Here is a 25,811-nt window from a genome sequence, read left to right on the forward strand (position 1 = left end):
TGGAAAAACAGGCGCGGCCAGGGGCGCTCGGCGCTCAGTTGCCGGAGAAGGCGTAAACGGTGCCCTTGCGGGTGACAAGCAGCAGCTTGCCCTGCACCACGAGCGGCGCACCGGCGACGGGGGCGTCCAGTTCGGTGCGGGTCAGGGTGCGGCCGTCGGCCTGGGACAGGATGTGCAGGTAGCCTTGCGCGTCGGCCACGGCGATGCGATCGCCCCACAGGGCCGGTGCGCTCAGGCCACGGTTGACGAAGCGGTCGATGCGCCAGACGCTGTCGCCGTTCTCGACCTTCCATGCGCTCAGGCGGTCGGTGCTGTCCGCACCCACCACGAGCTGCAGGTTGGCGGCCACGGCCTGGGTGCCGGCTTGCGGACGGCTCCAGCGCACGCTGCCGCGGTTGAGCTCCAGGCAAGCCACGGAGAACTGGAAAGCGCGCACGCAGGCTTCGTCATCGACGCGGGCCAGCGGGCCGACCAGATCGGCCAGGCGCTCGACCTCGTTGGTGCCGCGCGGCGTGCCGACGCTGACATCGAAGCGCGGCGTGCCCTTGACGGGGTCCAGGCCGACCATGCGGTTGCCCTGGCCGACCAGGAGGGTGTCGCGGAAGGCTTCGATGACGCTGCGGGTGGCCAGGGCCAGGGGCTCGGCGCCGGGGCGCTGGTAGAGCCACAGGTAGCGGCCGTCCAGGGCGTCGTAGGCGCGCACGCTGCGGTCCAGGGCTTGCACGAACACGCGTTCGCCGGCCACCACGGGGGCGGTGAGCACGCGACCGGGTTGGCGCTCGGTCCAGAGCAGCTTGCCCTGGTCGAACAGCATCAGGTCGTTGTTGGCGCTGACCACGGCGGCATAGCGGCCATCCGAGCCGACAGCGGCCGATAGCTCGGTCTTGGCCTGGGCGCGCCAGCGTTCGCGGCCGGTTTGCAGGTCCAGCGAGACGATGCTGCCATCGACGTTGGCCACGGCCACGGCGTCGGCAGACACCGCCAAGGCGAAGGTCGGGGCCACTTCACCCACGCGCACCGACCAGGCCGGGGCCAGCCGGGTGGCGTTGCTCAGGGATTCCAGCGGCGCGGGCTTGGGCTTGCTGGCGCCACATGCCGACAGGCCGAGGGCCAGGGCGAGGCTCAGGCCGAGGACCGACAGGCGGGTCGTGCGGGAAACAGGGGAAAAGGTCATGGCAGCTCGTGGGGCTCAGAACGTGGCGTGGAGGCTCAGTGCGCGGGCGCCATCAAGGGGCCGAGGATGCTGTTGCGGCTGTTGTGGCCTTGGTTGCCTGAGGGGGCGCCGCGGGTGCTTCGCCCAGCGCGGTCAGCTTGCCTTCGATGAAGCGGCGGTAGTCCACGGTGGCATCGAGCTTGTCCCAGGCCGCCTTGTACGCCTTGGCGGCTTCGGCCTTCTTGCCTTGGGCCAGGTAGATGTCGCCGCGGCGGTCATCGGCCAGGGGCTTGAATTCGTCGGACACGCCGGCATCGAGGGTCTTGAGGGCCTCATCGTACTGCTTGGCGTCCATCTGCATGCCGGCCAGGCGCAGGCGGGCGACGCCCACCAAGCTGGTGTTCTTGCCGTTCTCGGCCAGCCATTGCAGGGCCGCGCGGGCCTGATCTGCCTTGGTGTCGGCGGCGACCTTGGCGGCCATCAAAGCGCCCTGCTCCGCCAACGCGGTGCCGGCGTAGTTGCCCTTGAGGTCCGAGAAGATCTGCAACACGCGATCGGCATTGCCCGAGGCGGCAGCACGGTCGAGCTCTTCGTACAGGCCGGTGGCGGCAATGGCGCGCTTTTGCTGCCAGTACAGGTAACCCGTCCAGGCGGCGTAAGCGCCCAGGGCCAGCACCAGCACCCAGGTGATCAGGTTGCCGTATTGCTTCCAGAAGTGCTTGACCTGGTCAAGTTGCTCCTGCTGTTCGAGGTCGTAGGTCGCCATGGTGTCTCGGGGTGGTGGATCTGCGGATTATGACTGGGCCAACGGACTTGTTCAGCGGGGCAGCAAGGTGGCGGCCCATTGGGCGATGTGGACCATCTGGCGGATCTGCTGTTCGCCGCCCTCACGGAGCGGCTTGACGGCCACTTCACCGCGGGCGACCTCGTCCGGCCCGAACACCAGGGCGAAACGCGCGCCACTGGCATCGGCCTTCTTGAACTGGGACTTGGGGCTGGCCGGGCCGTCTTTGCCGGCTGGGTTCAGCACGACGCTGACGCCCTGGGCGCGCAAGGCTTCGAGCGCCACCATGACCGTTGGCAGGGGCACGCCGGGGAAGACCACGGCGAAGGCATCGGGCTGCGCCGGGCCAGGCAACTGACCGACTTCCTCCAGCAAGAGCAGGAGGCGCTCCATGCCCAGGCCCCAGCCGACAGCCGGGTTGGGCTTGCCGCCCAGCTGCTCGATCAGGCCGTCGTAACGGCCACCACCGCACACCGTGCCTTGGGAGCCCAGGCGCGTGGTGACCCACTCGAACACGGTCAGGTTGTAGTAGTCCATGCCGCGCACCAGGCGCGGGTTGACCTCGTAAGGCAGGCCCGCGGCGTCCAGCACGGCGCGCACGGCGTTGAAGTGCGCCAGCGACGCCTCGCCGAGGAAGTCGATGAGCTTGGGGGCGGCTTCGACCACCGGCTGCATGGCCGGGTTCTTGGTGTCCAGGATGCGCAGCGGATTGCTGTGCAGGCGGCGCTTGGCCTCGTCGTCCAGCAGCTCGGCATGGGCCTCCAGGTGGGCGATCAAGGCCTCGCGGTGGGCCTGGCGCTCTTCGGGCTGGCCGAGGCTGTTGAGCTGCAACTGGACGTCTTCGCCCACGCTCAGGCCCAGGTCGCACCACAGCGAGGCCGTCATCAGGATCAGCTCGGCATCGACGTCGGGGCCGGCAAAGCCCAGCACCTCGGCACCGACCTGGTGGAACTGGCGATAGCGGCCTTTTTGCGGGCGCTCGTGGCGGAACATCGGGCCGATGTAGTAGAGGCGCTTGCCGCCTTCGTACAGGAAGCTGTGCTCGTTGATGGCGCGCACCGCGCCGGCCGTGCCTTCGGGGCGCAGCGTGAGCTTGTCGCCGTTGAGGCTGTCTTCGAAGGAGTACATCTCCTTCTCGACGATGTCGGTGACCTCGCCCAGGCCGCGCACGAACAGGGCCGTGGGCTCGACGATGGGCGTGCGCATGTTGAGGTAGCCGTAGCGGCGCATCAGCGCACGGACCTTGTCTTCGAGCCATTCCCAGCGCGCCGAGTCCGGCGGCAGGATGTCGTTCATGCCTTTGATGGCTTTGAGCTGTTCGGCCATGGGGAGATCAGGAAAATGTTGTTCTTGTGGAGGATGCTGGCGAGCGCGCGCGTCGGATGGCTCAGACGCCAGACGCCGCCGCGGCCGCGCCATAACGGCGTTCGATGTAGTCCTGCACCAGCTGCTGGAACTCTTCGGCGATGCGCTCGCCACGCAGGGTCAGGGCTTTTTCGCCATCGATGAACACAGGCGCTGCTGGCGCCTCGCCATTGCCCGGCAGGCTGATGCCGATGTCGGCGTGCTTGCTCTCGCCCGGACCGTTGACGATGCAGCCCATCACGGCCACCTTCATGTTCTCAACGCCCGGGTACTGTTCGCGCCAGACGGGCATCTGCGCGCGCAGGTGATCGTCAATCTGCTTGGCCAGCTCCTGGAAGGTGGTGCTGGTGGTGCGGCCACAGCCCGGGCAGGCGGTGACGCTGGGCACGAAATGGCGCAAGCCCAGCGCCTGCAGGATCTCCAGCGCCACCACGACTTCCTGCGTGCGGGCTTCGCCCGGCTGGGGCGTGAGCGAGACGCGGATGGTGTCGCCAATGCCTTCTTGCAGCAGGATGGACAGGGCGGCGGCCGAAGCCACCGTGCCCTTGGTGCCCATGCCGGCTTCGGTCAGGCCCAGGTGCAGCGGATGGTCGCAACGCGCAGCCAGGCCGCGGTAAACGCTGATGAGGTCCTGCACGCCGCTGACCTTGCACGACAAGATGATCTGCTCAGGTGCCATGCCCAGCTCGCGCGCGAACGCGGCCGACTGCAGGGCCGAGCTGATGAGGGCCTGGTACATCACCTGCTGGGCGTCCCAGGGGGCGGCACTGCGGGCGTTTTCGTCCATCATCGAGGCGAGCAGGTCCTGGTCGAGGCTGCCCCAGTTCACGCCGATGCGCACGGGCTTGTCGAAGCGCATGGCGGCTTCGATCATCTGTGCGAACTGGCGGTCCTTCTTGTCGCCCTTGCCGACGTTGCCGGGGTTGATGCGGTACTTGGACAGCGCTTCGGCGCAGGCCGGGTGCTCGGTCAGCAGGCGGTGGCCGTTGTAGTGGAAGTCACCCACCAGCGGCACGTCGATGCCCATGCGGTCGAGCTGCTCGCGGATGTGCGGCACGGCCTCGGCCGCCTCGGGCGTGTTGACGGTGATGCGCACCATCTCGGAGCCGGCCAGCGCCAGCTCCTTGACCTGGATGGCCGTGCCGATGACGTCCACCGTGTCGGTGTTGGTCATGGACTGCACGCGCACTGGGGCGTCGCCACCGATCGTCACCACGCGAGAACCCCAGACCACACGGGCCTGGCGCGAACGGCGGGCGGCAGGCTGGGCAGGCGGGATGAAGGTGCAGTTCGCCAGCGTCATTTCAGCTCCAGGCGTGCGATGTTGTTGCGGTTGTAGGGGGTGAGGTCCACGGGCTGCCCACGCAGCGTGACCTGCACACCGTTCACGTTGCCGATGCGCAGATTCCATGGCGGCACGCCGCCCATGGACAGCGTCTCTCCGGCCTTGACCAGGCGGGACAGGCGCTTGGTGCCTGTGCCATCGGTCACTTCCATCCAAGCGTCTTCGGTCGCACGCAGCACGACCGCGCCAGAGGCTGGGTCGGCCAACGATGCGCCAGTGACCGCCGGCTGTGGTGCTGGTGCTGGTGCTGGTGCTGGTGCTGGTGCGGCTTGCGAGGCCGCGACGGCTGACACCACAGGCTGCGATGGCACAGCCGACGCCGATGGCGCCTGGGCCGCAGCATCCGGGATGCCCAAGGCACCCGAAGCACCGAACAAGGGCTCCGAGGCGGCCTGCGCCACCGAGGCCTCGCCCAGCGCGACGCCCACCGCCGCTTCGGGCTCGGAGGCTGCGGCATCGACCGAGGAAGCCGCAGACGCCGCATCGGCCGCGCTCAAGGCACCTGCGCGCTGCATCCACCCTGGCAAAGTCACGGATTCGGGCAGGAAATAGACCACCGCGGCGGCCAGCAGCAAGGCCAGCGGCGCCAGCCACTTGAGGCTGAGCACGGCCGACAGGTCCATGCCGCCGTCGCGGTCGAACATGTGCGGCGCCAGCCGGGTCTCCTTGAAGGGCTGGTTGAGCGGCGGCTTGTCGCTGCCCAGAGGCGCAGGGCGCGCCGCGGGCAAGGCCGCCAGCACCGGTGCCCCATCCACCTTGAGGTAGCGGCACACGGTCTGCGCCAGGGCGCGCGCGAAGTTGGCGTCGGGCAGTTGGTCCAGGCGCCCTTCCTCCAGCGCCGCCAGCTTGGCAGGCGTCACCTTGAGCACCATGGCCAGGGCGTCCAGGCTCAAGCCCTGGGCCTCGCGCGCCAGGCGCAGCATCTCGCCCGCGCCACGGTTGCCCGCATCGGGCGTGTTGAGTTGGATCGGTGGCGTGTCACTCATCGTAGCGACCCAGTTCCAGTGCAGTGGCCTCGCGGCTGCCAATGAAGCGCCTGCGCAACTGCGCGGCCAGCTCGTCGCGGCCCGAGAAGTTGCCAAGGCGGTGCTCGATGCGGATCGCCAGCCAGAGGGATTCGGCGGTCGTTTGATCGGGCGTGTTGTTGATGCGGCGCACGTAAAAACGCGCACGTTCCAGCTCACCCCTGCGCATCAGCACCGAGGCCAGGTTGTAGCCGGTGGCCGGGCTGGCGGGGTCGATTTCATAGGCCTTGACCAGCGACTTCTCACCCTCGGCGTACAGGCCGGCGCGCACCTGACAAACGCCCCGGGCCAGGTGGGTCTTTGACACCGGGATGGCCTGCGACGGCGGCAGCGTCACGGCGCGGGCGAACAAGGCGTCCGCCTCGGCGTACTGTCCGCGGCGGCACAGCGACCAGGCATGGTTGTGCAGCACGCTGACGTTCGCCGTGTCCAGCGACAGGGCCTGGCGGAAGCTCGCATCGGCGCGATCGGTGTCGCCCATGGCGTCGTAGATCAGGCCGCGCATCTCGTGCGCCGCGGGCAGGCTGGGGTCGATGGACACGGCCTGCTTGAGCTCGTCCAGCGCGGTGTTGTACTGCCCTTGGGCGTAATAGGTCGTCGCCAACTCCAGGCGGATGCGGGCGCGGCGACGCACATCGCCCTCGTCCGAGGCCGTGACGATGTCGGCGCGGGCATCTGCAGCGTTGCCTGCTTGTGCACGCTGCTGCGCCGAGGGCAGGCCTGCACAGCCGGCCAGCAGCACAGACAGGCCCAGCACGGCCGCGGCACAGCCACGCGCCCCACCCCACAGGTGGCGACGCCCGGCCAGGCGGATCACGGATCGCATCCTCATGCAGCTATCTCCTTGTTCGGGCACAGAGTGTAGGGGCTTGAGGCGCCCGCCGATGCCGGGCACTCAATGCCCATGCGTCTTCTGGCTGCTCACCGCGTGGATGACGATGGGCTGGCGCAACATGCGCTCGTCGGCCCGGGTGCGGTCCTGCACCTCGCCAGCAAGCTGACCGCAAGCGGCATCAATGTCATCACCCCGCGTCTTGCGCACGGTGGTGACGATGCCGGCATCGGCCAGGATGCGCGCAAAGGCCTGCACGCGCTCGTTCTGAGAACGGTGCAGCCCCGAGGCCGGGAAAGGATTGAAGGGGATCAGGTTGAATTTGCAATGGATGCGGTTGCGCACCAAGGCAATCAGCTGATGGGCGTGCTCGTCGGTGTCATTGACGCCATCGAGCATGCAGTACTCGAACGTGATGAAGTCGCGCGGTGCGGCCTGCAGGTACGCCTGACAAGCGCTCAGCAACTCGTCGATGGGGTATTTGCGGTTCAGCGGCACGAGCTGGTCGCGCAGTGCGTCGTTCGGGGCGTGCAGCGACACGGCCAGCGCCACAGGACAATCCTGCTGCAGGCGCTCGATCATGGGCACGACACCCGAGGTGGACACCGTCACGCGGCGGCGCGACAGGCCATAGCCGTGGTCGTCGAGCATGGTGCGCAGGGCCGGCACCAGGGCGCCGTAGTTCTGCAGCGGCTCGCCCATGCCCATCATCACCACGTTGCTGATGACCCGCTCAGAGGTGTTCTGGCGCTTGCGCAAGGCGTGCTCGGCATGCCAGAGCTGCGCGGTGATTTCGCCTGTGCTCAGGTTGCGGCTGAAGCCCTGGTGCCCGGTCGAGCAGAAGCGGCAGCCCACGGCACAACCCGCTTGCGAGGACACGCACAGCGTGCCACGGTCATCCTCAGGGATGAAAACGGTTTCGACGGCATTGCCCTGTCCGACATCGAACAGCCACTTGATGGTGCCGTCGGCAGACACATGCTCGCTGATGATGCTCAGCGGCTGGATGTGGGCCACGCCTTGCAGCTTGCTGCGCAGGGACTTGGCCAGGTCGGTCATCTGATCGAAATCAGACGCGCCTTTTTGATGGATCCAGCGGAACAGCTGGGTGGCGCGGAAGCGCTTTTCACCCAGTTGCTCGCAGTAGGCCGCCAAGCCGTCGAGGTCGAAATCCAGCAGATTGACAAGAGCGCTCATGGGATTTCAGGCCAGACGGCAGCAGGCAGCAGCCGATCAGCGGCTGTAAACGTTCAGGCCGGGGAAGAAGAAAGCGATTTCCACGGCGGCGGTCTCAGGAGCGTCAGAGCCGTGCACGGCGTTGGCGTCGATCGACTCGGCGAAGTCGGCGCGGATGGTGCCTGCAGCGGCCTTCTTGGGGTCGGTGGCGCCCATCAGGTCACGGTTCTTGGCGATGGCGCCTTCGCCTTCGAGCACCTGGATGAACACGGGGCCGGAGACCATGAAGTCAACCAGGTCCTTGAAGAAAGGACGGGCGGCGTGCACAGCGTAGAACTGCTCGGCTTCGGCGCGCGACAGTTGCACCAGCTTGGCAGCGGCGACCTTCAGGCCAGCGCCTTCAAAGCGGGCGACGATTTGGCCGATGACGTTCTTGGCAACGGCGTCGGGCTTGATGATCGAGAGGGTGCGTTCGACGGTCATGAATGGATCTCCTGAATCAGCGAAATGGACAAAACCTGGGATTGTATCGTTCGAATGTGGCAAGTGCCTGTCGCTCAACGGCGACCACGACCACCGCCGCCACCTCCGCCGCCGCCACTGCCACCACGGCGGTTGCCGCCAGAGCGTCCGCCGCCAAAGTAGGCATCGGCGCCGATGTAGCCCACCGCGGTCTGCAAGGGGTCAGGTTGTTTGGGGCCCTTGGCCTTGGCGCCGCCGTCACGGCCATGGTCCTGGTCGGGACGACCGAAACCGGAGGTGATGCGCTTGGAGCCCTTGACGAAGCGCTTGTCGAAGGTCTGCTCCAGCGGGTTGGGGATGGGGCCGATGTGATCGAAATCGTCGTCCGCATCGCGGGCACCCTGAGGCGCCTGGCTCGACATCTGGGCGCGCTCATGGTTGCCCTGCTGGCCCTGGCCACGCGGGCCTTGGCCGCGCTGGCCGCCCTGGCCGAACTGGCCGCCACCCTGCTGCGGACGACCACCCTGGCCACCACGTCCGTCACGACCATCGCGCCCGTCACGCCCTTGCTGGCCTTGGCCGCGCTGACCTTGCTGGCCACGCTGACCGGGCTGTTGCCCGTTGGGGCCCTGCCCTGCGCGCTGACCACCCTGCTGGCCACCTTGTTGGCCGCCACCTCGCTGACCTTCGGCCTGCTGACCGCGCTGAGGCTGCGGCTTGCCGCCCTTGCCGCGACCCTGCTGCTGGTCGGCTTCCTGGCGGTCCATGCCAGCCAGCGACTTCACGGCGCGGACGTCGGACTCGCCCAGCTCGGCCCACACGCCACGGCGCAGGCCGCGCGGCAGCACGATGGCGCCATAGCGCACGCGGATCAGGCGGTTGACGGTCAGGCCCACGGCGTCGAACAGCTTGCGCACTTCGCGGTTGCGGCCTTCGGTGATGACCACGCGGTACCACTGGTTCACACCCTCGCCCAGGCCATTGCTGATGGACACGAACGAGGCGGCTTGGCCTTCGATGTCCACGCCGGCCAGCAGGCGCTCGCGCGACGGCTCGTCCAGGCTGCCCAGCACGCGCACAGCGTACTCGCGCTCCACGCCAAAGCGCGGGTGCATGAGCTGGTTGGCCAGTTCGCCGGAGTTGGTGAACAGCAGCAGGCCTTCGGTGTTCAGATCGAGGCGACCCACCGACATCCACTTGCCATTCTGCAAACGCGGCAGGCGGCGAAACACGGTGGGCCGGCCTTGCGGGTCGTCATGGGTGACGACCTCGCCCACAGGCTTGTGGTAGGCCAGGATGCGCGCGGCAGGCGGCGCGATGCGGATCCGGATCGGCTTGCCGGCGACCTTGACGCGGTCACCGTGCGAGATGCGCTGGCCGATGTGGGCCACCTGGTCGTTCACCTCGATGCGGCCTTCTTCGATCATCTGCTCGATGTCGCGGCGCGAACCGACGCCTGCCTGTGCCAGCACCTTTTGCAGCTTGGGCGCATCGGGCTCTGGGCGCAGGACGCGCTTGTAGGGACCGGCAGGCTCCGCGCTCGCCGCATCTTCGGATTCTTCTTCGTGGGCCTTGTCGAAATCACCCGACAACAGCTCCGCGAAGACCTCGGCAGCTTGCTGCTGGGCCATCGCGGCGCGGCGGGCGCCACGGAACTCGGTGGGATCCTCGCCCGGCGACTGGGCACCCGGAGCGCCCTCGCTGGCCGATGCCTCCGACAGATCGCCGTCTTCCGCGACCGGTGCAGCCCGGCCTGCGGATGCCTTGGGCGCCACAGCGGTCACAGCAGCATCGGCCACCACGTTGGCCTCGCCCATCGCTGCGGGCGCAACGGCTTCTGTCTGAGCCACAGCCGCGGGCTTGCGACGCGGCGCGCGCTTCGGGGCAGCAGCCACCGGTGCATCGACCTCGTCCGCAGCGGCGGGAGCGGCAAGCTCGACCGCCACCGCCACCGCCGCCGCCACCACCTCCGTCACCTCAGCCGCTTGCGGCGCGGGCGCCTCTTCCACGGTCTTGCGGCGACGCGGCGCCCGCTTGGCCGCGACGGGCGCTACAGCCTCGGCAGCCGCTGCCGGCACAACGGCCTCGGTCGCCTCTGGCGCGCTGGAGGCCTCGCTCACATCGACCGCCTTGGGGCGGCGCGTGCGCTTGGGCTTGACCGCCGCTTCGGTGGCGGCCTCAACGGGGGGCTGGTTGTCCTGAGGATCTTGCATGGGCGCGGAGTCGGTGGTCATGGGGCGTGTGGTGCGGAATCGGGTGCGTGGAGTGCGTTACGGGCGTCGGGGGCGTCGGGGGCTGACGATTCGTGGGCTTCATCGGCCGCGGCGGCGCCCAGGGCGGCATCGGCTGCCAGCTCATCTTCAAGCCCGGGCAAGAGGGCCTGCCCCACAGGCAAGCCTTCCAGCGTGGGCAGCTGAGACAAGGAGGCCAGCCCGAGGTCGTCGAGGAACTGGCGGGTGGTGGCGAACAAGGCGGGACGGCCTGGCGCGTCGCGGTGGCCGATCACCTCGACCCAGCCGCGGTCTTCGAGCTGCTTGACGATGTTGGCGCTCACGGTCACGCCGCGGATGTCTTCGATGTCACCCCGCGTGACGGGCTGCTTGTAGGCAATGATGGCCAGCGTCTCCATCGTGGCGCGGGAATACTTGGGCGGCTTTTCCGGGTGGAGCCGGCCCAGGTGGACTTGCACGTCCGCCCGGGTCTGGAAGCGCCAGCCCGAAGCCACTTCGCACAGCATCACGCCCTTGCCTTGCCATTGCGCCTGAATGCGCGCGAGCATGCCGCGCACCGTGTCGGCCGAGACGGTGTCGTCGAACAGGGCACGCATCTCTCGCACCGGCATGGGGTGAGGCGCGCACAACAAGGCGGCTTCGAGGATGCGTTCGGCATCCTGGGATTGGAGGACTTCCATCGCGTCGATCGTGAGCGGGGCGGCAGCACCGGTCGGCAAAAACCACAGCGCGGCACAGCAACACGCTGTGCGGGCGCACCGACGTTGTGCTCAACCGCGAGGCAGCCAACGGGCGTTCAAACTGGACTGTGTGGAGGGGCCCCACAAGGGAGGCGACATTCAGACGGCGTTCCACGCCATCTTCTTCACGGCCGGCCGGTGGGGCGTGGGTTCACGCCCGGGGCTCGATGCCAAATCACGAACTGACTATACACCAGATTGTGAATCTGCTGTGGCAGCAGACGCCAGGGCCGCCCAGGCTTGCGCCATGTCGTCGGGCAACGGGGCCTCGAAAGCCAGCGCCTCGCCCGTGATGGGGTGCTTGAAAGACAGCTTTGCGGCGTGCAGGGCCTGGCGACGCATGCCCAAGGCCAGCGTGCCGCCGTAGAGCGCATCGGCCACCAGCGGGTGTTTGCGGCTGCTCAGGTGCACACGGATCTGGTGGGTGCGGCCGGTGTGCAGGGTGCACAGCACGCCGCTGTAGGCCCGTGGCGGCAAATCGGCGGCAGGGTCTTGCCACTGCCCACACAGCAGGCGCTGCACATCGGTGCGGGCGGCCTTGCCCGCAGGCACCACGGCCATCTTGACGCGGGTGACGGGGTCGCGCCCGATGGACGACATCACCGAGAAGGCCTCGTCCACCGTGCCGTGCGCCAGGGCCAGGTACTGGCGGCTGACCTCGCGTGCGGCGATGGCGCGGCTCAAGGCCGTGACAGCCTCCAGCGTCTTGCCCACCACCATCAGGCCGCTGGTGTCCTTGTCCAGCCGGTGCACGATGCCGGCGCGCGGCAGATCCACCGCGCCCGCATGGTGGGCCAGCAACCCGTTCATCAAGGTGCCCTGCCAGTTGCCGGCCGCCGGGTGCACGACCATGCCAGCGGGCTTGTTGATCACCATCAGGTGCGCATCTTCGAACACGATCGCCAGGTCCATGGGCTCGGCGACGAAGGCCAGGCTCTGCGCGGTGGGCCGCAAGCGCACCACCAGGCGCTGCCCCTGCGCCACCTTGCGCGAGGGTGTCGTGAGGGCTTGCCCATCGACGGTCACACAGCCATCCTCGATCAATGACTTGAGGTGGTTGCGCGAGAACGCCGTGATCTGCGCACCCAGGAAGGCGTCCAGCCGCTGGCCATGCGACGAGGCCGGCACGGTCAGCGATGCCACGCGCTCCTCGGCAGGCGCTGCGGCGGCGGGCTCGGCACCGATGTCATCGGCGAAATCTTCGCTCAGGTCTTCTGCGCCCTCCTCCAGGGAAGCTTCGGGCATGTCTGCCAGCAACTGCTCTGGCGACACGGATGCAACGCCACGACGGGGAGACGGGCGAACGGATGGGGCTGGCTGGCGTGGGGGCATCGAATCGGACGATCTCGCTTCTATACTGTGGGCTCTGACGCTGCAGGCGGCGCGGCATGCGGAATCCTCCGCGGCCTGACCGCCCCAATCCAACGTGAAATTTGTGAAGACCACCTTCCGTGGCTCGCGGTCCGGCATGCATGCTGGCTGGCTGGCCCTGTTCCTGAGCGTCGCGCTGACGGCTTGCGGCTCCACGCCCAAAGACGAGTTCGCCACCACCCCGCCGGACAAATTGTACGCAGACGCCAAGGACGACGCGGCCGAAGGCAATTACGAGTCGGCATTGAAGAAGCTGGAGAAGGTCGAAGCGCGCGCCTCCGGCACCTTGCTGTCGCAGCAAGCCCAGATTGACTTGGCCTACGCGTACTTCCGCACCGGTGAAAAAGCCCAGGCGCTGGCCAAGCTGGACCGCTTCATCCGCCTGCACCCGACCAGCCCCGCGATGGACTATGTCTATTACCTGCAAGGGCTGATCAACTTCAACGAGAACCTGGGCTTGTTCGGCCGCGTGGCCAACCAGGACCTCTCCGAGCGTGACCAACAGGCTTCGCGCGATGCCTACGAGTCCTTCAAGCAGGTGGTGGACCGCTTTCCCACCTCGAAGTACGCCGAAGACGCGCGCCTGCGCATGAACCACATCGTCAATTCGCTGGCTGCAGGCGAAGTGCATGTGGCGCGTTACTACCTGCGACGTGGCGCCTATGTGGCCGCAGCCAACCGCGCACAGGCCGCCGTGACGGAGTACCGCCAGTCACCGGCCATCGAGGAAGGCCTCTACATCCTGGCCCAAAGCTACGACAAGCTGGGGCTGGAGCCTTTGCGGGACGACGCACTGCGCATCCTCAAGCAAAGCTTTCCCAACAGCCGCTTCCTTGATGGCAGCGTGGCGGCCCGCGGCACGGTGCCCGCCAAGAAGCCCTGGTACCAGTTCTGGTGACCCTGCCAGGGCTCAGTCGGGCTCAGGGGCCAGGGGCTCAGTCTCCGCTGCCCGCAGAGCCGGTGCTGAAGCCAGACAGCACCCCCTGATCGTGGACGGCCGGGCCCAGGGGCTGGATGTCCACAGGCTCCTCCACCGGCGCATCGTCGGGCGATGCCAGCGCGGTGCCAGGTTGGATTTTGTGCACGAAGCGGCGTCCCCGGTCGTAGGGGAAAACGTCGTGCACATAGCCCGCCTTGATGCGCTCCTTGTGCTGCTGCCAGTACTCGGGCTCCAGCAGGTCGGCGTGGTGCTGCATGAAAATGGCGCGCACGCGCGGGTCGCCCAGCAGGAAGGGCCCGAAGGTCTCGGGGAAGACATCGTGCTTGCCCACGGTGTACCAGACCTCGCCTGACATTTCCTCTTCCTCGTTGCGCGGCTCGGGCACCTTGCGGAAATTGCAGTCGGTGATGTATTCGATTTCATCGTAGTCGTAGAACACGACCTTGCCGTTGCGCGTCACGCCGAAGTTCTTCCACAGCATGTCGCCGGGGAAGATGTTGGCAGCCACCAGATCCTTCAAGGCATTGCCGTACTCGATGACGGCGTGCTCCAGCGACTCGCCCTGCGCCTCCTGGATGTAGATGTTGAGCGGCACCATGCGGCGCTCGATGTAGAGGTGCTTGAGGATGAGCACGCTGGGGTCCTCGTCGTCCTCTTCCATCACGCTGGGGGCGAACTTCTTCAGCTCGGCGATCAGCTCTTCGTCAAAGCGGTGACGCGGGAACGCGACGTTGGTGAACTCCAGCGAGTCGGCCATGCGGCCGACGCGGTCGTGCTGCTTCACGAGCTGGTACTTGCCCATGATCATCTCGCGCGTGGTTTCCTTTTGCGGCGGGAAGTAGTCCTTGATGACCTTGAACACGAAGGGGTAGGACGGCAGGTCGAACACCAGCATGACCATGCCCTTGATGCCCGGTGCGATGCGGAACTTGTCGCTGGAATGGCGCAGGTGAAAGAGGAAGTCGCGGTAGAACAGGTTCTTGCCGTGCTTCTGCAGGCCGATGGCGCTGTAGATTTCGCCCCGCGGCTTGCGTGGCATCAGCGTGCGCAGGAACTGCACGTAGGCCGATGGCACGCGCATGTCCACCATGAAGTAAGCGCGCGCGAAACTGAACAGGGCCAGCAGGTCGTCTTCGCCGAACAGGGCCGCGTCGATGTAGAGCCGGTTCTTGGAGTTGTGCAGGATGGGGATGGCGAACGGCAGGCTGCGGAAGCCATTGATCACCTTGCCAACGATGTAGGCCCCCTTGTTGCGGAAGAACAGGGACGACAGCACCTGGATCTGGAAATTGGTGCGCAGGCGCACGTTGCCGACCTGCTCCAGCAACGCCTCATAGACGAAGTCGATGTCGCGGTCCAGGTCGTCGAAAGGCTGCTGGAGCTCGTAGCCTTGCACCACCGCCTTGAGCATCTCGCGCAGGTTCTCGCGCACCGGGTAGTAGGCGCGGAAGGTGGCGCCGGTGGCCTCGTCCTCGTCGTCGATGTACTCGGTGGACACCGCCGGACGCACGAAGATGAAGTCGTTGCGGTAGTACTTGCGGTGCAGGATCTTGATGGTGACCGAGTTGAAGAAGGTCTCTGCCAGCTCCGGCTGTTTGTGACCCGTCAGCAGGCCGATGTAAAACAGCTTGATCTGGTGCCAGACCTCCATCGGCAGGGAACTGGCTTCGTGGTCGTGTTCCAGCCGCTCTACCGCCTCGTCCACGCGCAGGTCGTAGAACTCGATGCGGACCCGCTGCGCCAGTTGCTGGCCGTGCCAATCCGCCTTCTCGAAGCGCTTTTTGGCGTCCGCGCTGGTCTCCGAGAAGATTTTGTAGTGGCGGTCAAAGCCATCGAGCAGGGCGCGCGCGATGTCGAACACCCGGGGGTCGGTGAGCTGCTGGGGGAACATCGTCATGGGGTGGGCTCGGTGTGGGTCTGGACATGGGGGGCATAGCGCTGCTTCAGCTCGCTCAGCGCCTGCTCGAAAGCGGTTTGCACTTCCTGCAAGGACGACACGGACATCTTCAAGTCCTTGATGAGGCCGTTGTTGAGGCCGTACACCCAGCCGTGCACCACCACCTCCTGGCCGCGCGTCCAGGCATCGTGCACCACCGTTGTTTCGCACACATGGCTGCACTGAACCAGCACATTGAGCTCGCACAAGGCATCGTGGCGCACGGGCCCATCGGGCAGGGTCTGGAGCCAGTCGCGGTGCTGGTTGCGCACATCCTTGACGTGGCGCAGCCAGTTGTCGGCCAAGCCGATGCGCACGTCGTTCATCGCGGCATGCACCCCGCTGCAGCCATAGTGTCCCACCACCATGATGTGTTTGACCTTGAGCGAATCGATGGCGAATTCCATCACCGACAGGCAATTCAGGTCGGTGTGGACGACGACGTTCGCCACGTTGCGGTGCACGAACATCTCGCCGGGCAGGACCCCGCAGATTTCATTGGCCGGCACGCGGCTGTCGCTGCAACCGATCCAGAGGTAGTCTGGGGTCTGCTGCTTTTGCAGGCGGGTGAAAAACCCCGGAGTGCGTTGCTCGATGTCGCGCGCCCAGGCACGGTTGCTGTCGAAGAGGTGGGATAGGGTCGTCATGCCCTCCAGTGTAGACAAGGCTGGAGGCTGCGGCCGCAGATTCATCCCGCAGGCACAATGGTCGGCATGACCCAGCTCGCCCCCACCGTCACGGCCGCGCCGCCCGCCATCACCTACCCCTGGGGCGAGGCCATGCCTGCCACCGGCGAGCGCCTGGACCTGCGCCGCGGCCTGCACTGGGTGCGCATGCCCATGCCCTTCGCGCTCAACCACATCAACCTGTGGGTGCTGGACGACCACGATGCGGACGGCGCGGGCACGCAGCCCACCTGGACGATCGTGGACGCTGGTGTGGCAACGGAGACCATCCGCTCGGCCTGGCAAACGCTGTTCGCGGGCCCACTGGCGGAGCGCCCGCTGTCGCGCATGCTGGTCACGCACATGCACCCGGACCACGTGGGCAATGCCCAGTGGCTGATCGACCATTTCAGCGCACCCCAGCAGCCCGCCCGCCTGTGGATGAGCGCCACCGACCACTTCGCGGCGCAACTGGCCTGCCAGTCCACCACCGGCTTTGGTGGCGAACGCGCAGCGGCGTTCTTCATGAGCCACGGCCTGCGTCAGCCCGATGACGTGGCCAAGATCCGCGCGCGCACCGGCTATTTTTCCTCGCTGGTGCCCGAGGTGCCGCACGCCTACCGCCGCCTGATGGACGGCATGACGGTGCACATTGGGGAGCGCGACTGGCAATGCATGGCGGGCCACGGCCACAGCCCCGAGCACATCGCCCTGTTCAACGAACGCGATGGCCTGCTGATTTCGGGCGACATGCTGCTGCCCAAGATCTCGACCAACGTCAGCGTGCTGGACCTCGAACCCGAGGCCGACGCACTGGGCTTGTTCCTGGCCTCGCTGGACCGCATGCGCGCCCTGCCCGATGACACGCTCGCCCTGCCCTCGCACGGCCTGCCCTTCACCGGCATCCACACCCGCATCCAGCAGCTGCACGACCACCATGCCGAGCGCCTCGACGAGGTGCTGGCCGCGTGCGCAGCCAAGCCGTCATCGGCTGCCGAGATGCTGCCCGTGCTCTTCAAACGCCAGCTCGACCTGCACCAGACGACGTTCGCGATGGGCGAGTCGGTGGCGCACCTGAACCACCTGTGGCACCAGGGCGCGCTGAAACGGGAGATAGACGGAGAAGGCGTCTGGCGCTTCAGTCCGGGATGACGACGCGGCGCAGCTGATCGCGCGCGGCATCGAACTCGGGCATGACCGAGCGGACCACGTCCCAAAAGCGCGGGCTGTGGTTCATCTCGCGCAGGTGGGCCAGTTCGTGCGCCACCACGTAGTCGATGACGCTGTGGCTGAAGTGCATGAGGCGCCAGTGCAGGCGGATGGAACCGTCGGCGCTGGCACTGCCCCATCGGGTGCGCGCCGATGACAGCGCGATGCGCGTGACCTGCACGCCCAGTTGCACGGCGAAGTGCTGCACACGCTGGGCGAACAGATCGCGGGCCTCGCGTTGCACCCAGGCCTGGACTGCATCGCGAATCTGGTCAGGGTCGGCCTGGTGCGGCAGGCCCAGGCGCAGCGTGTGGCGGCAGGGTGCGGCGTCCAGCGAGGCGGGCTGGAAGCGGGCGCCGGAGACCATGGGGTCGAGCACGACGGTGACCGGCTCGCCCAGGTAGGGGAACTGGCACCCAGCGCGCCAGTCGATCTGGGCCGAGACCCGCTTGCGGGCGCGCTCGCGCTGGTCCAGCAGCTTGGCGCAGATCCAGCGTTCCTTGGCGCGCAGGGCGATCTCGATGTCCGACCAGGACACCCACGTCGGCGCGCGCACCGACAAACCCTCGTCGCTGACCACCATGCCGATGCTGCGGCGGCGCACGCGCTTGCACTCGTAGCCCACCAGCGCCTTGCCCAGGCGGATTTCACGTTCCGCACGCGGGTGGCGGAACACCGGCATGCTGCCCAGCAAAGCCGCCTCGGGCACCGTGGTGCGGGCTTCGGCCAACTGTGAGGCCGCCAGGTTCCCGGCGGACGGCACCACAGCCGCCCCGCCAAGCCCCCCTTCGCGCGCACCGGCCGAGGCTTGCCCCTCGTCGGTCCACAGGCTGAGCTGATCGGCGGGCGGCAGGCTCAACCCAGCTCTCCCATGTGGGTGGCCACGGGCTCGTCTTCGCCATGGCTGCGGCGCTCGCGCAGCACGATGAAATCGGCGAAGGCCGACAGGTCGGGGTGGATGGTCAGGTCGGGCACGCGCTGGCGCAAATCGAGCAACTCGGCCTCGGTCATCGTCGCGGCCTGGCCGGTGCGCACCAGATGGGGCTCACAACCCACCGATTGCGCGGCCAGCACATCGCGCGGCAGGTCGCCCACCATCGGCACGCCCTCCAGGCTGCAGCCGAAGCGCTGGCCGATCGTCTGGAACAGGCCCGGCAGCGGTTTGCGACAGGTGCAGTTGTCCTCGGGCGTGTGCGGGCAGAAGAACACCGCCTCGATGCGGCCGCCCACGCGCGACAGCATCTGGTTCATCTTGGCGTGCATGGCATTGAGCGCGACCATGTCGAACAGGCCACGGCCGATGCCCGATTGGTTGGTCGCCACCACCACGTGCCAGCCGGCATGGTTGAGCCGGGCGATGGCCTCCAGCGCCCCGGGCAGCGGCACCCACTCGTCGCTGGACTTGATGTAGTCCTCGCGTTCGTGGTTGATGGTGCCGTCGCGGTCGAGGATGACGAGCTTCATCGCCTCTCCGGGGTGGTGGGGTCTGGACAACATGTCAGGCTGCCAGTCGGGAGATGTCGGCCACGCGGTTCATCGCAGCGTGGAGCGTCGCCAGCAGCCCCAGGCGGTTCGCCTTCAGCGCGGCGTCGTCGGCATTGACCATGACGCCATCGAAGAACGCATCCACCGGGGCCCGCAGCACGGCCAAGGCCTGCAAAGACGCAGTGTAGTCGCCCTGCTCGAACGCGGCCTGTGCTTTTGGCACGACCGCCTGCAAAGCCTCGTACAGGGCGCCCTCGGCGGGCTCCTTGAACAGCGCAGCGTCCACCTGGGCCTCGACCGCGGCTTCGGCCTTCTTCAGGATGTTGCTCACGCGCTTGTTGGCGGCCGCCAGCGATTCGGCCTCGGGCAGGGCCGCGAAGGCGCGCACCGCCGCCAGACGGCGCGGGATGTCACCCAGGCGCGGCGGCTGCAGGGCCAGCACGGCATCGACTTCCTGGGCGCTGTAGCCCTGCTCGCGCAAGGACACGGCCAGGCGGTCATAGAAGAAATTGGATACTTTTGTTCGGACGTTCGGCGCGTCCCCGCCAAAAGACTCGTCTTTAGTGAGGCTCAGGTCATCCGCACCAATGTCAAAGAAGGCACCAGTCGCACCCGCCAAAAGCTCGGGCAGTGCCAGCGGCAGGTTCTTCTCGATGAGGATGCGGATCACGCCCAGGGCATGGCGGCGCAATGCAAAGGGGTCGCGGTCGCCAGTGGGCAGCTGGCCGATGCCGAACAGGCCGACCAGGGTTTCGAGCTTGTCGGCCAGGGCCACGACGGTGCCGGTGTGGTTGCGCGGCAGCGCGTCACCCGCGAAGCGCGGCTTGTAGTGGTCTTCGATGGCGATGGCCACGCCGTCGCGCAGGCCTTCGTGGCGGGCGTAGTAGCCGCCCATGATGCCTTGAAGCTCCGGGAACTCGCCCACCATGTCGGTCAGCAGGTCGGTCTTGGCCAGCAGCGCGGCCTGCTGGGCCTTGCTGTCGAGCACGTCGAAGTGGTCCTTGTCGTCCACCGTGAAGGGCAGCGTGGCCATGCGCAGCTGGTTGACGATGGCATGCGCGATGGCACGCACGCGCTCGGAACGCTCGCCCTGCGTGCCCAGCTTGTTGTGATAGACCACCTTGGCCAGGCCCGGCACGCGGGAGGCCAGCGTCTTCTTGCGGTCCTGGTCGAAGAAGAACTTGGCATCGGCCAGGCGCGGACGCACCACTCGCTCGTTGCCGCCGATGATGGCGCTGGCGTCGGACGGCGAAATGTTGCTCACCACCAGGAACTGGTGGGTCAGCTTGCCCTCGGTGTCCAGCAGCGGGAAGTACTTCTGGTTGGCCTTCATGGTCAGGATCAGGCACTCCTGGGGCACGGCCAGGAAGGCCTCCTCGAAGCGACCGATCAGCACATTGGGGCGCTCCACCAGCGCGCAGACCTCGTCCAGCAAGGCCTCGTCCTCGATGGGCTTGAGGTGCTGCCCCGCACGGCCGGCGGCAGCCTCGAGCTGCGAGACGATCTCGGCGCGGCGCTCGGCGAAGCTGGCGATCACGGCACCCTCTTCGCGCAGCTGCGCGGCGTAGCTGTCGGCGTCGCGCAGCACCACGGGCGAGACCCTGGCCTCGAAACGGTGGCCCTGGGTGCCGCGGCCAGCCTTGAGGCCCAACGTGGCCACAGGCACTACCTTTTCACCGTGCAGCGCCACCAGGCCATGCGCCGGACGCACGAAGTTCACGCTGGTCCAGCCGGGCTGGAAGCCTTCGCCCTCGCCCTCTTGCAGCTGGTAGGTCATCACCTTCGGAATCGGCAGCTTGGCCAGCGATTCTTCCAGGGCTTTTTGCAGGCCATCGGCCAGCGTGGCACCGGGCTTGACGGTGTCGATGAACAAGGCCTCGGCCTTGCCGTCGGGCAGTTTCTTGAGCGACGCCACCACCTCGGCGCCCAGGCCCAGCGAACCCAGTTTCTTGAGCAAGGCCGGCGTGGCCTGGCCCTCGGCGTTCAGCCCCACGCTCACGGGCATCAGCTTGTGCTGCACGGGCTGGTCGGCGGCCTTGTCGGCCACGGCGCTCACGTGCACGGCCAGGCGCCGCGGCGAGGCATAGGGCGTGACGGCGGCATCGGCAGCGGCCAGGCCCTGGGCCTTGAGGCTGTCGGCCAGCACGGTGGCAAAGGACTCGCCCAGCTTCTTCAGCGCCTTCGGGGGCAGCTCTTCAACGAACAGTTCAACCAGCAGGTTGGCGGTGCGGGACGTGGACATGCTTCAGGCCGCCTTCTTGTGGTTCAGTTGTTCGATGACTTCGTCGGCCCAGGCCTTCGGCGCCATGGGGAAGCCCAGGCGGGCGCGGCTGTCGAGGTAGCTGGCCGCCACCGCGCGCGCCAGGTTGCGGATGCGGCCGATGTAGCCGGCGCGCTCGGTCACGGAGATGGCACCACGCGCATCCAGCAGGTTGAAGGTGTGCGCCGCCTTGAGGATCTGCTCGTAGGCCGGCAGGGCCAGTTGCTGCTGCATCAGGTACTGGGCCTGGGTTTCGTAGTTCGTGAAGGCGCCCAACAGGAACTCGACGTTGCTGTGCTCGAAGTTGTAGGTGGACTGCTCGACCTCGTTCTGGTGGAACACATCGCCGTACTTCACCCCCGGCGCATACACCAGGTCATAGACGCTTTCCACGCCTTGCAGGTACATGGCCAGGCGCTCCAGGCCGTAGGTGATTTCGCCCGTGATGGGCTTGCAGTCGATGCCGCCGACCTGCTGGAAATAGGTGAACTGCGTCACCTCCATGCCATTGAGCCAGACCTCCCAGCCCAAGCCCCAGGCGCCCAGCGTGGGGTTCTCCCAGTCGTCTTCGACAAAGCGGATGTCGTTCTTCTTGAGGTCGAAGCCCAGCGCCTCCAGCGAGCCCAGATAAAGCTCCAGGATGTTGGCCGGCGCCGGCTTGAGCACGACCTGGTACTGGTAGTAGTGCTGCAGGCGGTTGGGGTTCTCGCCATAGCGGCCATCCTTGGGGCGACGGCTGGGCTGCACATACGCGGCCTTCCAGGGCTCCGGCCCCAGGGCGCGCAGGAAGGTGCCCGTGTGGCTGGTGCCGGCACCGACTTCCATGTCATAGGGTTGCAGCAGCGCGCAGCCTTGGGCGTCCCAGTAGCTTTGCAGTCGGAGGATCAGTTGCTGGAAGGTCAGCATGGTCAAACCTGGTTGGACGGGAGGGCCGCGCAAGAGGGGCGGCAAACCCTGGATTCTAGTGAAAGGCGATGGCCTCAGCCGACGGGTGTCGGCGGCGCTGAGGCGGAAAGTCTGTGGCGCCCTGCCCCGGCCACCGCCAGCAACAGGCCCAAGGCCACCAAGGGCCACACGCCGAAGCGGCCGGCCCACCAGGCGAAGGGCGTCTGCCCGGCGAAACCTTGCACCTGGGTGTTCAGCACGCCACGCGTCTGCGTCGGCATGCGGTCGGTGACGCGTCCGAACGCGTCGATCACCACGGTGGCACCCGTGTTGGTGGCGCGGATGCTGGGCACCTGGAACTCCAGCGAGCGCATGCGCGCGATCTGCACATGCTGCGCAATGGCGACCGTGTCACCGAACCAGGCGAGGTTGCTGACGTTGGCCAGCACGGTGGGCGACCTCGCCTTGTCGGTGAAACGCGAAGCCAGCTCTTCGCCGAACAAGTCTTCGTAGCAGATGTTGGGCGCGATGCGCTGGCCGCGCACGGTGAAAGACGGCGCGTCCAGCGGCCCGCGGCTGAAGTCGCCCAGGGGCATGTTCATCAAGGCCACGAACCAGTGAAAGCCTGCGGGGATGAACTCGCCAAAGGGCACCAGGTGGTGCTTGTCGTAGCGGTAAGGATCGGCCTGGCCGGCCTTCAGCCCCACCACCGAGTTGCTGTAGCCTTGCTCGAAGCTGCCCAAGGGCACGCCGATCAGCGCCGCCCGCCCAGAGCCTTCGCCGAACATCGCCACCAGGGCGTCCCAGTAACCCTCGGGCAACTGCGCCGGCAGCAGCGGGATGGCCGTCTCAGGGGCCATGACGAGGTCCGCATCGGCCGCCTTGAGCTGCGCCGCGTGCCAGAGCAGCATGCCCACGATGCGCTCGTTGGCGAATTTTTCGTCCTGTGGCACATTGCCTTGCAACAGCGCCACGCGCAAGGGCTGACCATGCATCTGCGTGAACCGCGCCGAGGGCAGCCAGGCCAAGGCCAGCACCCAGGCCAGCAAGGGCACAGGCGCCGTCCAGCGCCGTCCACCGCAAGCCAGACAGGCCACGCACCAAGCCCACACCGCGCCCAGGCCGTACACGCCCAGCCAGGGCGCCAGCCGGTCCAGCGGGCTGTCGATCAGGCCATAGCCGCTTGCGCCCCAGGGAAAGCCAGTGAAGATCAGCGCCCGCGCCAACTCGGCCAGCAGCCACAAGCCCGCGAACATGCCGGCATCGCGCCACCACACGCCGCTGCGCCAGCGCACCCAGGCCCAGCCCACAGCCGCCAGGTAGCCCGACAGGGCCGCGCTGAGCAGCAGCACCGCCGCCCCGGCGATCGGGGCGGGCATGCCGCCGAAGTGGTGCAGGCTGACGTAAATCCAGCCGGTGGCGCCGATCAGCCAGGCCGTGCCGTACAGCCAGGCCCGTCGTGCGCCCTGCCTGGGCGCCTCGGCCCGCAACAGCAGCCTCAACAGCGCCCACAGGGCCAGCGTCTGCATGAGCGCAGGCAGCATGGCGTGCAAGCCAGAGGCCCAGGGCGACAAGGCCAGCGCGTGCACCGCACCCGCCAGCACCGAAAAGCCGTCGGCAGCGCGTGGCGCCATCGGTGCGCGCGATCCGCGTGATGCCCACCCAGCGCGAACGCTCATGCCAGCGTCACCCCTGCTGGACACCGTCGGCCGCATGGCGCACCGCCGTGACCTTGAACCAGCGCACGGACCCACCGCGCGCCAGCATCACCACGAAGCGCAAACCGCCCAACTCCAGGGCCTCGCCCCGGCGCGGCACACGGCCCAACTCGTGGGCCACCAAGCCACCGATGGTGTCGAAGTCTTCCTCGGGCAACTGCACCTGGAAGGCGTCGTTCACGTCGGAGATCAAGGTATCGCCCGCCACGCGCTGGCTGCCATCGGCCAGGGTGAAGATGCTGGACTGGCCGTCGTCGTCGTCGAACTCGTCCTCGATCTCGCCCACGATTTCTTCCAGCACGTCCTCGATGGTGATGAGGCCAGCGGTCTTGCCGAACTCATCGATCGCGATGGCCAGGTGGCTGCGGTGGGCGCGGAACTCGCGCAACAATTCGTTGAGCCCCTTGGATTCGGGCACGAAGAAAGGCGCGCGCAGCAAGGTGCGCAGGTTCAGGTCCGGCGAACGCTGCAGCTTCAGCAGGTCCTTGGCCAGCAAGATGCCGATGATGTTGTCGCGGCTGTCCTCGAACACCGGGAAGCGCGAGTGGCCCGTGGTGATCACGGTGGCCAGCAATGCCTCGTAAGGGGCATCGATGTCGAGCATGTCCATGCGCCGCACCGCGACCATGACGTCGCCGGCGCTCATGCTGGCCATGCGGATCACGCCTTCCAGCATCACCCGGGATTCCGGTTCGATGAGTTCGCGGTGCTCGGCGTCGGCCAGCGTCTGGATCAGCTCGGCGGTGGAGTCCGGCCCGGGCGAGAGGAACTCGACCAGGCGCACAAACATGCTGCGGGGGTCGCGCTCACGGCGTGGACGCCCGCCATGGGCGCGATCGTGTGAACGGTCTTGCGAGCGATCGTTGGACCGGTCGCTGGAGCGCTCATGCGAACGCTCTCGGGGGGTGTCGGCCTTGGAAGATCGACTGGGGGCGGTGTCGGACACGGCAGGGGTGTCTTTGTGGATGAGCTGCAAGAATACCCCATGCCTGCGACAGTTCCTCTGCGCCAGCGCGAGGCGAGGGGCGCCGAGGGGGCTACACTCACCCCATGAGCCTGATTCCTGTCACCATCCTCACCGGTTTTCTCGGCAGCGGCAAGACCACGCTGCTCAAGCGCCTGCTCACCGAAGCACACGGCCAGAAAATCGCCGTCATCGAAAACGAATTCGGTGAAGAAAACATCGACAACGAGATCCTCGTCGCCGACACCGAAGAGCACATCGTCCAGATGAGCAACGGCTGCGTCTGCTGCACCATCCGCGAGGACCTGCGCGAGACCCTGGCCGACCTGGTCAAGCAAAAGAAGGCCGGCACGCTGAATTTCGAGCGCGTCGTCATCGAGACCACCGGCGTGGCCGACCCGGGCCCCGTCGCCCAGACCTTCTTCATGGACGACGAGATCGCCGAAAGCTACCTGCTCGACGCCATCGTCACCCTGGTGGACGCCAAGCATGGCAACCAGCAGCTCGACGCCCGCCAGGAAGCGCGCCGCCAGGTCGGTTTCGCCGACCTGATCTTCATGAGCAAGACCGACCTGGTCTCGGGCGACGAAGCCGACGCCCTGGCCCACCGCATCAAGCACATGAACCCGCGTGCGCCGCAAAAGCGCGTGCATTTCGGCGAGGTGCCGCTCAAAGAGGTGTTCGACCTCAAGGGCTTCAACCTCAACGCCAAGCTCGACATCGACCCCGAGTTCCTCAAGGACGACAACCACGGCCACAAACACGGCCATGGTCACCAGCACGGCCCCGATTGCGGGCATGACCACGGCCATGACCACGCCCACGGCGAGCACTGCGATCACCCGCACCACCATGCGCACGACGACGACGTGAAGTCCTTCGTGTACAAGTCGGCCAAGCCGTTTGACGCCACCAAGCTGGAAGATTTCCTGGGTTCGATGGTGCAGATTTACGGCCCGCGCATGCTGCGCTACAAAGGTGTGCTGCACGTCAAGGGCATGGACCGCAAAGTGGTATTCCAGGGCGTGCACCAGCTCATGGGCAGCGACATGGGCCCCAAATGGGCCGCGGGCGAAACCAAGGTCAGCAAGCTGGTGTTCATCGGCATCGAGCTGCCGCAAGACCTCTTCCAGGCCGGCCTGGATCAATGTCTGGCGTGATCCAAGGGATATTCTGATGAGAACCGCCTCGAAGCATGGCTACAATCCGCGCGCTTCCTGGCCGGCCCAGCAACTGGCCGGGGAGTGGCTTCGAATGTGAACAAG

General features: G+C 67.1%; 22 protein-coding genes. 3 read left to right on the forward strand and 19 right to left on the reverse strand.

The window, feature by feature from the left end:
* Window positions 1-34: 34 nt before the first annotated feature.
* The 11 genes from EV672_RS07320 to EV672_RS07370 form a co-directional block, all read right to left on the reverse strand.
* On the reverse strand, window positions 35-1,174 hold the full coding sequence (locus tag EV672_RS07320; protein ID WP_133607795.1) for an outer membrane protein assembly factor BamB: 1,140 nt from the start codon (window positions 1,172-1,174) through the stop codon (window positions 35-37).
* Between the two features lie 52 nt (window positions 1,175-1,226).
* Window positions 1,227-1,919 carry a YfgM family protein gene (locus EV672_RS07325; RefSeq protein ID WP_133607797.1) on the reverse strand — a complete coding sequence of 231 codons (693 nt, stop codon included), beginning with the start codon at window positions 1,917-1,919 and terminating at the stop codon, window positions 1,227-1,229.
* Window positions 1,920-1,970: 51 nt separating this feature from the next.
* Window positions 1,971-3,263: a histidine--tRNA ligase gene (hisS, locus tag EV672_RS07330; RefSeq protein WP_133607798.1), complete on the reverse strand. Its 1,293-nt coding sequence runs from the start codon at window positions 3,261-3,263 to the stop codon at window positions 1,971-1,973.
* 61 nt (window positions 3,264-3,324) lie between these two features.
* Window positions 3,325-4,605: a flavodoxin-dependent (E)-4-hydroxy-3-methylbut-2-enyl-diphosphate synthase gene (gene ispG, locus EV672_RS07335; RefSeq protein WP_133607800.1), complete on the reverse strand. Its 1,281-nt coding sequence runs from the start codon at window positions 4,603-4,605 to the stop codon at window positions 3,325-3,327.
* The gene (locus tag EV672_RS07340; protein ID WP_133607802.1) at window positions 4,602-5,633 is read right to left on the reverse strand and encodes a helix-turn-helix domain-containing protein; all 1,032 of its coding nucleotides are present in this window, start codon (window positions 5,631-5,633) and stop codon (window positions 4,602-4,604) included. Before EV672_RS07340 ends, ispG begins: the two co-directional genes overlap by 4 nt.
* Window positions 5,626-6,504: a type IV pilus biogenesis/stability protein PilW gene (gene pilW, locus EV672_RS07345; protein ID WP_243738571.1), complete on the reverse strand. Its 879-nt coding sequence runs from the start codon at window positions 6,502-6,504 to the stop codon at window positions 5,626-5,628. Before pilW ends, EV672_RS07340 begins: the two co-directional genes overlap by 8 nt.
* Before the next feature lie 63 nt (window positions 6,505-6,567).
* Window positions 6,568-7,701, reverse strand: a complete 1,134-nt coding sequence (gene rlmN, locus EV672_RS07350; protein WP_133607804.1) for a dual-specificity RNA methyltransferase RlmN — start codon at window positions 7,699-7,701, stop codon at window positions 6,568-6,570.
* Window positions 7,702-7,737: 36 nt separating this feature from the next.
* Window positions 7,738-8,163 carry a nucleoside-diphosphate kinase gene (gene ndk, locus EV672_RS07355; RefSeq protein WP_133607806.1) on the reverse strand — a complete coding sequence of 142 codons (426 nt, stop codon included), beginning with the start codon at window positions 8,161-8,163 and terminating at the stop codon, window positions 7,738-7,740.
* Between the two features lie 74 nt (window positions 8,164-8,237).
* The gene (rluB, locus tag EV672_RS07360; RefSeq protein ID WP_133607808.1) at window positions 8,238-10,376 is read right to left on the reverse strand and encodes a 23S rRNA pseudouridine(2605) synthase RluB; all 2,139 of its coding nucleotides are present in this window, start codon (window positions 10,374-10,376) and stop codon (window positions 8,238-8,240) included.
* Complete coding sequence (scpB, locus tag EV672_RS07365; RefSeq protein ID WP_133607810.1) at window positions 10,373-11,053, reverse strand: SMC-Scp complex subunit ScpB; 681 nt, start codon at window positions 11,051-11,053, stop codon at window positions 10,373-10,375. The genes rluB and scpB overlap by 4 nt, the downstream gene beginning before the upstream one ends.
* 246 nt (window positions 11,054-11,299) lie before the next feature.
* A complete protein-coding gene (locus tag EV672_RS07370) occupies window positions 11,300-12,358 on the reverse strand; it encodes an RluA family pseudouridine synthase (protein WP_133607812.1) in 1,059 nt (352 codons plus the stop codon).
* 223 nt (window positions 12,359-12,581) lie between these two features.
* Here EV672_RS07370 and EV672_RS07375 point away from each other — a divergent pair, with 223 nt between their 5' ends.
* Entirely contained in the window at window positions 12,582-13,382 is an 801-nt protein-coding gene (locus tag EV672_RS07375) for an outer membrane protein assembly factor BamD (RefSeq protein ID WP_133608200.1), read from the forward strand.
* Between the two features lie 37 nt (window positions 13,383-13,419).
* On the opposite strand, the gene aceK is transcribed toward EV672_RS07375, so the two are convergent.
* Together aceK and can are read right to left on the reverse strand one after the other, a co-directional pair.
* Window positions 13,420-15,315, reverse strand: coding sequence for a bifunctional isocitrate dehydrogenase kinase/phosphatase (gene aceK / locus EV672_RS07380; protein ID WP_208110736.1), 1,896 nt, complete (start codon window positions 15,313-15,315; stop codon window positions 13,420-13,422).
* 2 nt (window positions 15,316-15,317) lie between these two features.
* Window positions 15,318-16,007, reverse strand: coding sequence for a carbonate dehydratase (can, locus tag EV672_RS07385; RefSeq protein WP_133607816.1), 690 nt, complete (start codon window positions 16,005-16,007; stop codon window positions 15,318-15,320).
* A gap of 66 nt (window positions 16,008-16,073) precedes the next feature.
* Between can and EV672_RS07390 the strand changes: the two genes are divergently transcribed.
* Window positions 16,074-17,177, forward strand: coding sequence for an MBL fold metallo-hydrolase (locus EV672_RS07390; RefSeq protein ID WP_133607818.1), 1,104 nt, complete (start codon window positions 16,074-16,076; stop codon window positions 17,175-17,177).
* On the opposite strand, the gene EV672_RS07395 is transcribed toward EV672_RS07390, so the two are convergent.
* The 6 genes from EV672_RS07395 to EV672_RS07420 form a co-directional block, all read right to left on the reverse strand.
* Complete coding sequence (locus EV672_RS07395; protein ID WP_243738572.1) at window positions 17,164-18,093, reverse strand: M48 family metallopeptidase; 930 nt, start codon at window positions 18,091-18,093, stop codon at window positions 17,164-17,166. The two genes, EV672_RS07390 and EV672_RS07395, sit on opposite strands and share 14 nt — an antisense overlap.
* Window positions 18,090-18,698, reverse strand: coding sequence for a D-glycero-beta-D-manno-heptose 1,7-bisphosphate 7-phosphatase (gmhB, locus tag EV672_RS07400; RefSeq protein WP_133607820.1), 609 nt, complete (start codon window positions 18,696-18,698; stop codon window positions 18,090-18,092). The genes EV672_RS07395 and gmhB overlap by 4 nt, the downstream gene beginning before the upstream one ends.
* A 34-nt stretch (window positions 18,699-18,732) precedes the next feature.
* Window positions 18,733-20,961, reverse strand: coding sequence for a glycine--tRNA ligase subunit beta (gene glyS, locus EV672_RS07405; protein WP_133607822.1), 2,229 nt, complete (start codon window positions 20,959-20,961; stop codon window positions 18,733-18,735).
* A 3-nt stretch (window positions 20,962-20,964) separates the two neighbouring features.
* Window positions 20,965-21,885 carry a glycine--tRNA ligase subunit alpha gene (gene glyQ, locus EV672_RS07410; protein ID WP_133607824.1) on the reverse strand — a complete coding sequence of 307 codons (921 nt, stop codon included), beginning with the start codon at window positions 21,883-21,885 and terminating at the stop codon, window positions 20,965-20,967.
* Between the two features lie 74 nt (window positions 21,886-21,959).
* Window positions 21,960-23,498, reverse strand: coding sequence for an apolipoprotein N-acyltransferase (gene lnt / locus EV672_RS07415; protein WP_133607826.1), 1,539 nt, complete (start codon window positions 23,496-23,498; stop codon window positions 21,960-21,962).
* A gap of 52 nt (window positions 23,499-23,550) precedes the next feature.
* On the reverse strand, window positions 23,551-24,372 hold the full coding sequence (locus EV672_RS07420; RefSeq protein WP_133608204.1) for a CorC family transporter: 822 nt from the start codon (window positions 24,370-24,372) through the stop codon (window positions 23,551-23,553).
* A gap of 260 nt (window positions 24,373-24,632) precedes the next feature.
* Between EV672_RS07420 and EV672_RS07425 the strand changes: the two genes are divergently transcribed.
* Window positions 24,633-25,706, forward strand: coding sequence for a CobW family GTP-binding protein (locus tag EV672_RS07425; protein ID WP_133607828.1), 1,074 nt, complete (start codon window positions 24,633-24,635; stop codon window positions 25,704-25,706).
* Window positions 25,707-25,811: the final 105 nt, after the last annotated feature.

Source organism: Aquabacterium commune, assembly GCF_004362855.1.
Classification (GTDB): domain Bacteria; phylum Pseudomonadota; class Gammaproteobacteria; order Burkholderiales; family Burkholderiaceae_C; genus Aquabacterium; species Aquabacterium commune.

Bases quoted from the DNA above. Each gene is read 5' to 3' on its own strand.
- EV672_RS07370 (WP_133607812.1), bottom strand. From the start codon at position 12,358: ATGCCCGAAGCTTCCCTGGAGGAGGGCGCAGAAGACCTGAGCGAAGAT.
- can (WP_133607816.1), bottom strand. From the start codon at position 16,007: ATGACGACCCTATCCCACCTCTTCGACAGCAACCGTGCCTGGGCGCGC.
- ispG (WP_133607800.1), bottom strand. From the start codon at position 4,605: ATGACGCTGGCGAACTGCACCTTCATCCCGCCTGCCCAGCCTGCCGCC.
- ndk (WP_133607806.1), bottom strand. From the start codon at position 8,163: ATGACCGTCGAACGCACCCTCTCGATCATCAAGCCCGACGCCGTTGCC.
- glyQ (WP_133607824.1), bottom strand. From the start codon at position 21,885: ATGCTGACCTTCCAGCAACTGATCCTCCGACTGCAAAGCTACTGGGAC.
- scpB (WP_133607810.1), bottom strand. From the start codon at position 11,053: ATGGAAGTCCTCCAATCCCAGGATGCCGAACGCATCCTCGAAGCCGCC.
- EV672_RS07420 (WP_133608204.1), bottom strand. From the start codon at position 24,372: ATGTTTGTGCGCCTGGTCGAGTTCCTCTCGCCCGGGCCGGACTCCACC.
- glyS (WP_133607822.1), bottom strand. From the start codon at position 20,961: ATGTCCACGTCCCGCACCGCCAACCTGCTGGTTGAACTGTTCGTTGAA.
- EV672_RS07390 (WP_133607818.1), top strand. From the start codon at position 16,074: ATGACCCAGCTCGCCCCCACCGTCACGGCCGCGCCGCCCGCCATCACC.
- EV672_RS07375 (WP_133608200.1), top strand. From the start codon at position 12,582: ATGCATGCTGGCTGGCTGGCCCTGTTCCTGAGCGTCGCGCTGACGGCT.
- EV672_RS07425 (WP_133607828.1), top strand. From the start codon at position 24,633: ATGAGCCTGATTCCTGTCACCATCCTCACCGGTTTTCTCGGCAGCGGC.
- rluB (WP_133607808.1), bottom strand. From the start codon at position 10,376: ATGACCACCGACTCCGCGCCCATGCAAGATCCTCAGGACAACCAGCCC.
- hisS (WP_133607798.1), bottom strand. From the start codon at position 3,263: ATGGCCGAACAGCTCAAAGCCATCAAAGGCATGAACGACATCCTGCCG.
- lnt (WP_133607826.1), bottom strand. From the start codon at position 23,498: ATGGCGCCACGCGCTGCCGACGGCTTTTCGGTGCTGGCGGGTGCGGTG.
- aceK (WP_208110736.1), bottom strand. From the start codon at position 15,315: ATGTTCCCCCAGCAGCTCACCGACCCCCGGGTGTTCGACATCGCGCGC.
- EV672_RS07320 (WP_133607795.1), bottom strand. From the start codon at position 1,174: ATGACCTTTTCCCCTGTTTCCCGCACGACCCGCCTGTCGGTCCTCGGC.
- EV672_RS07325 (WP_133607797.1), bottom strand. From the start codon at position 1,919: ATGGCGACCTACGACCTCGAACAGCAGGAGCAACTTGACCAGGTCAAG.
- rlmN (WP_133607804.1), bottom strand. From the start codon at position 7,701: ATGAGCGCTCTTGTCAATCTGCTGGATTTCGACCTCGACGGCTTGGCG.
- pilW (WP_243738571.1), bottom strand. From the start codon at position 6,504: ATGAGGATGCGATCCGTGATCCGCCTGGCCGGGCGTCGCCACCTGTGG.
- EV672_RS07340 (WP_133607802.1), bottom strand. From the start codon at position 5,633: ATGAGTGACACGCCACCGATCCAACTCAACACGCCCGATGCGGGCAAC.
- gmhB (WP_133607820.1), bottom strand. From the start codon at position 18,698: ATGAAGCTCGTCATCCTCGACCGCGACGGCACCATCAACCACGAACGC.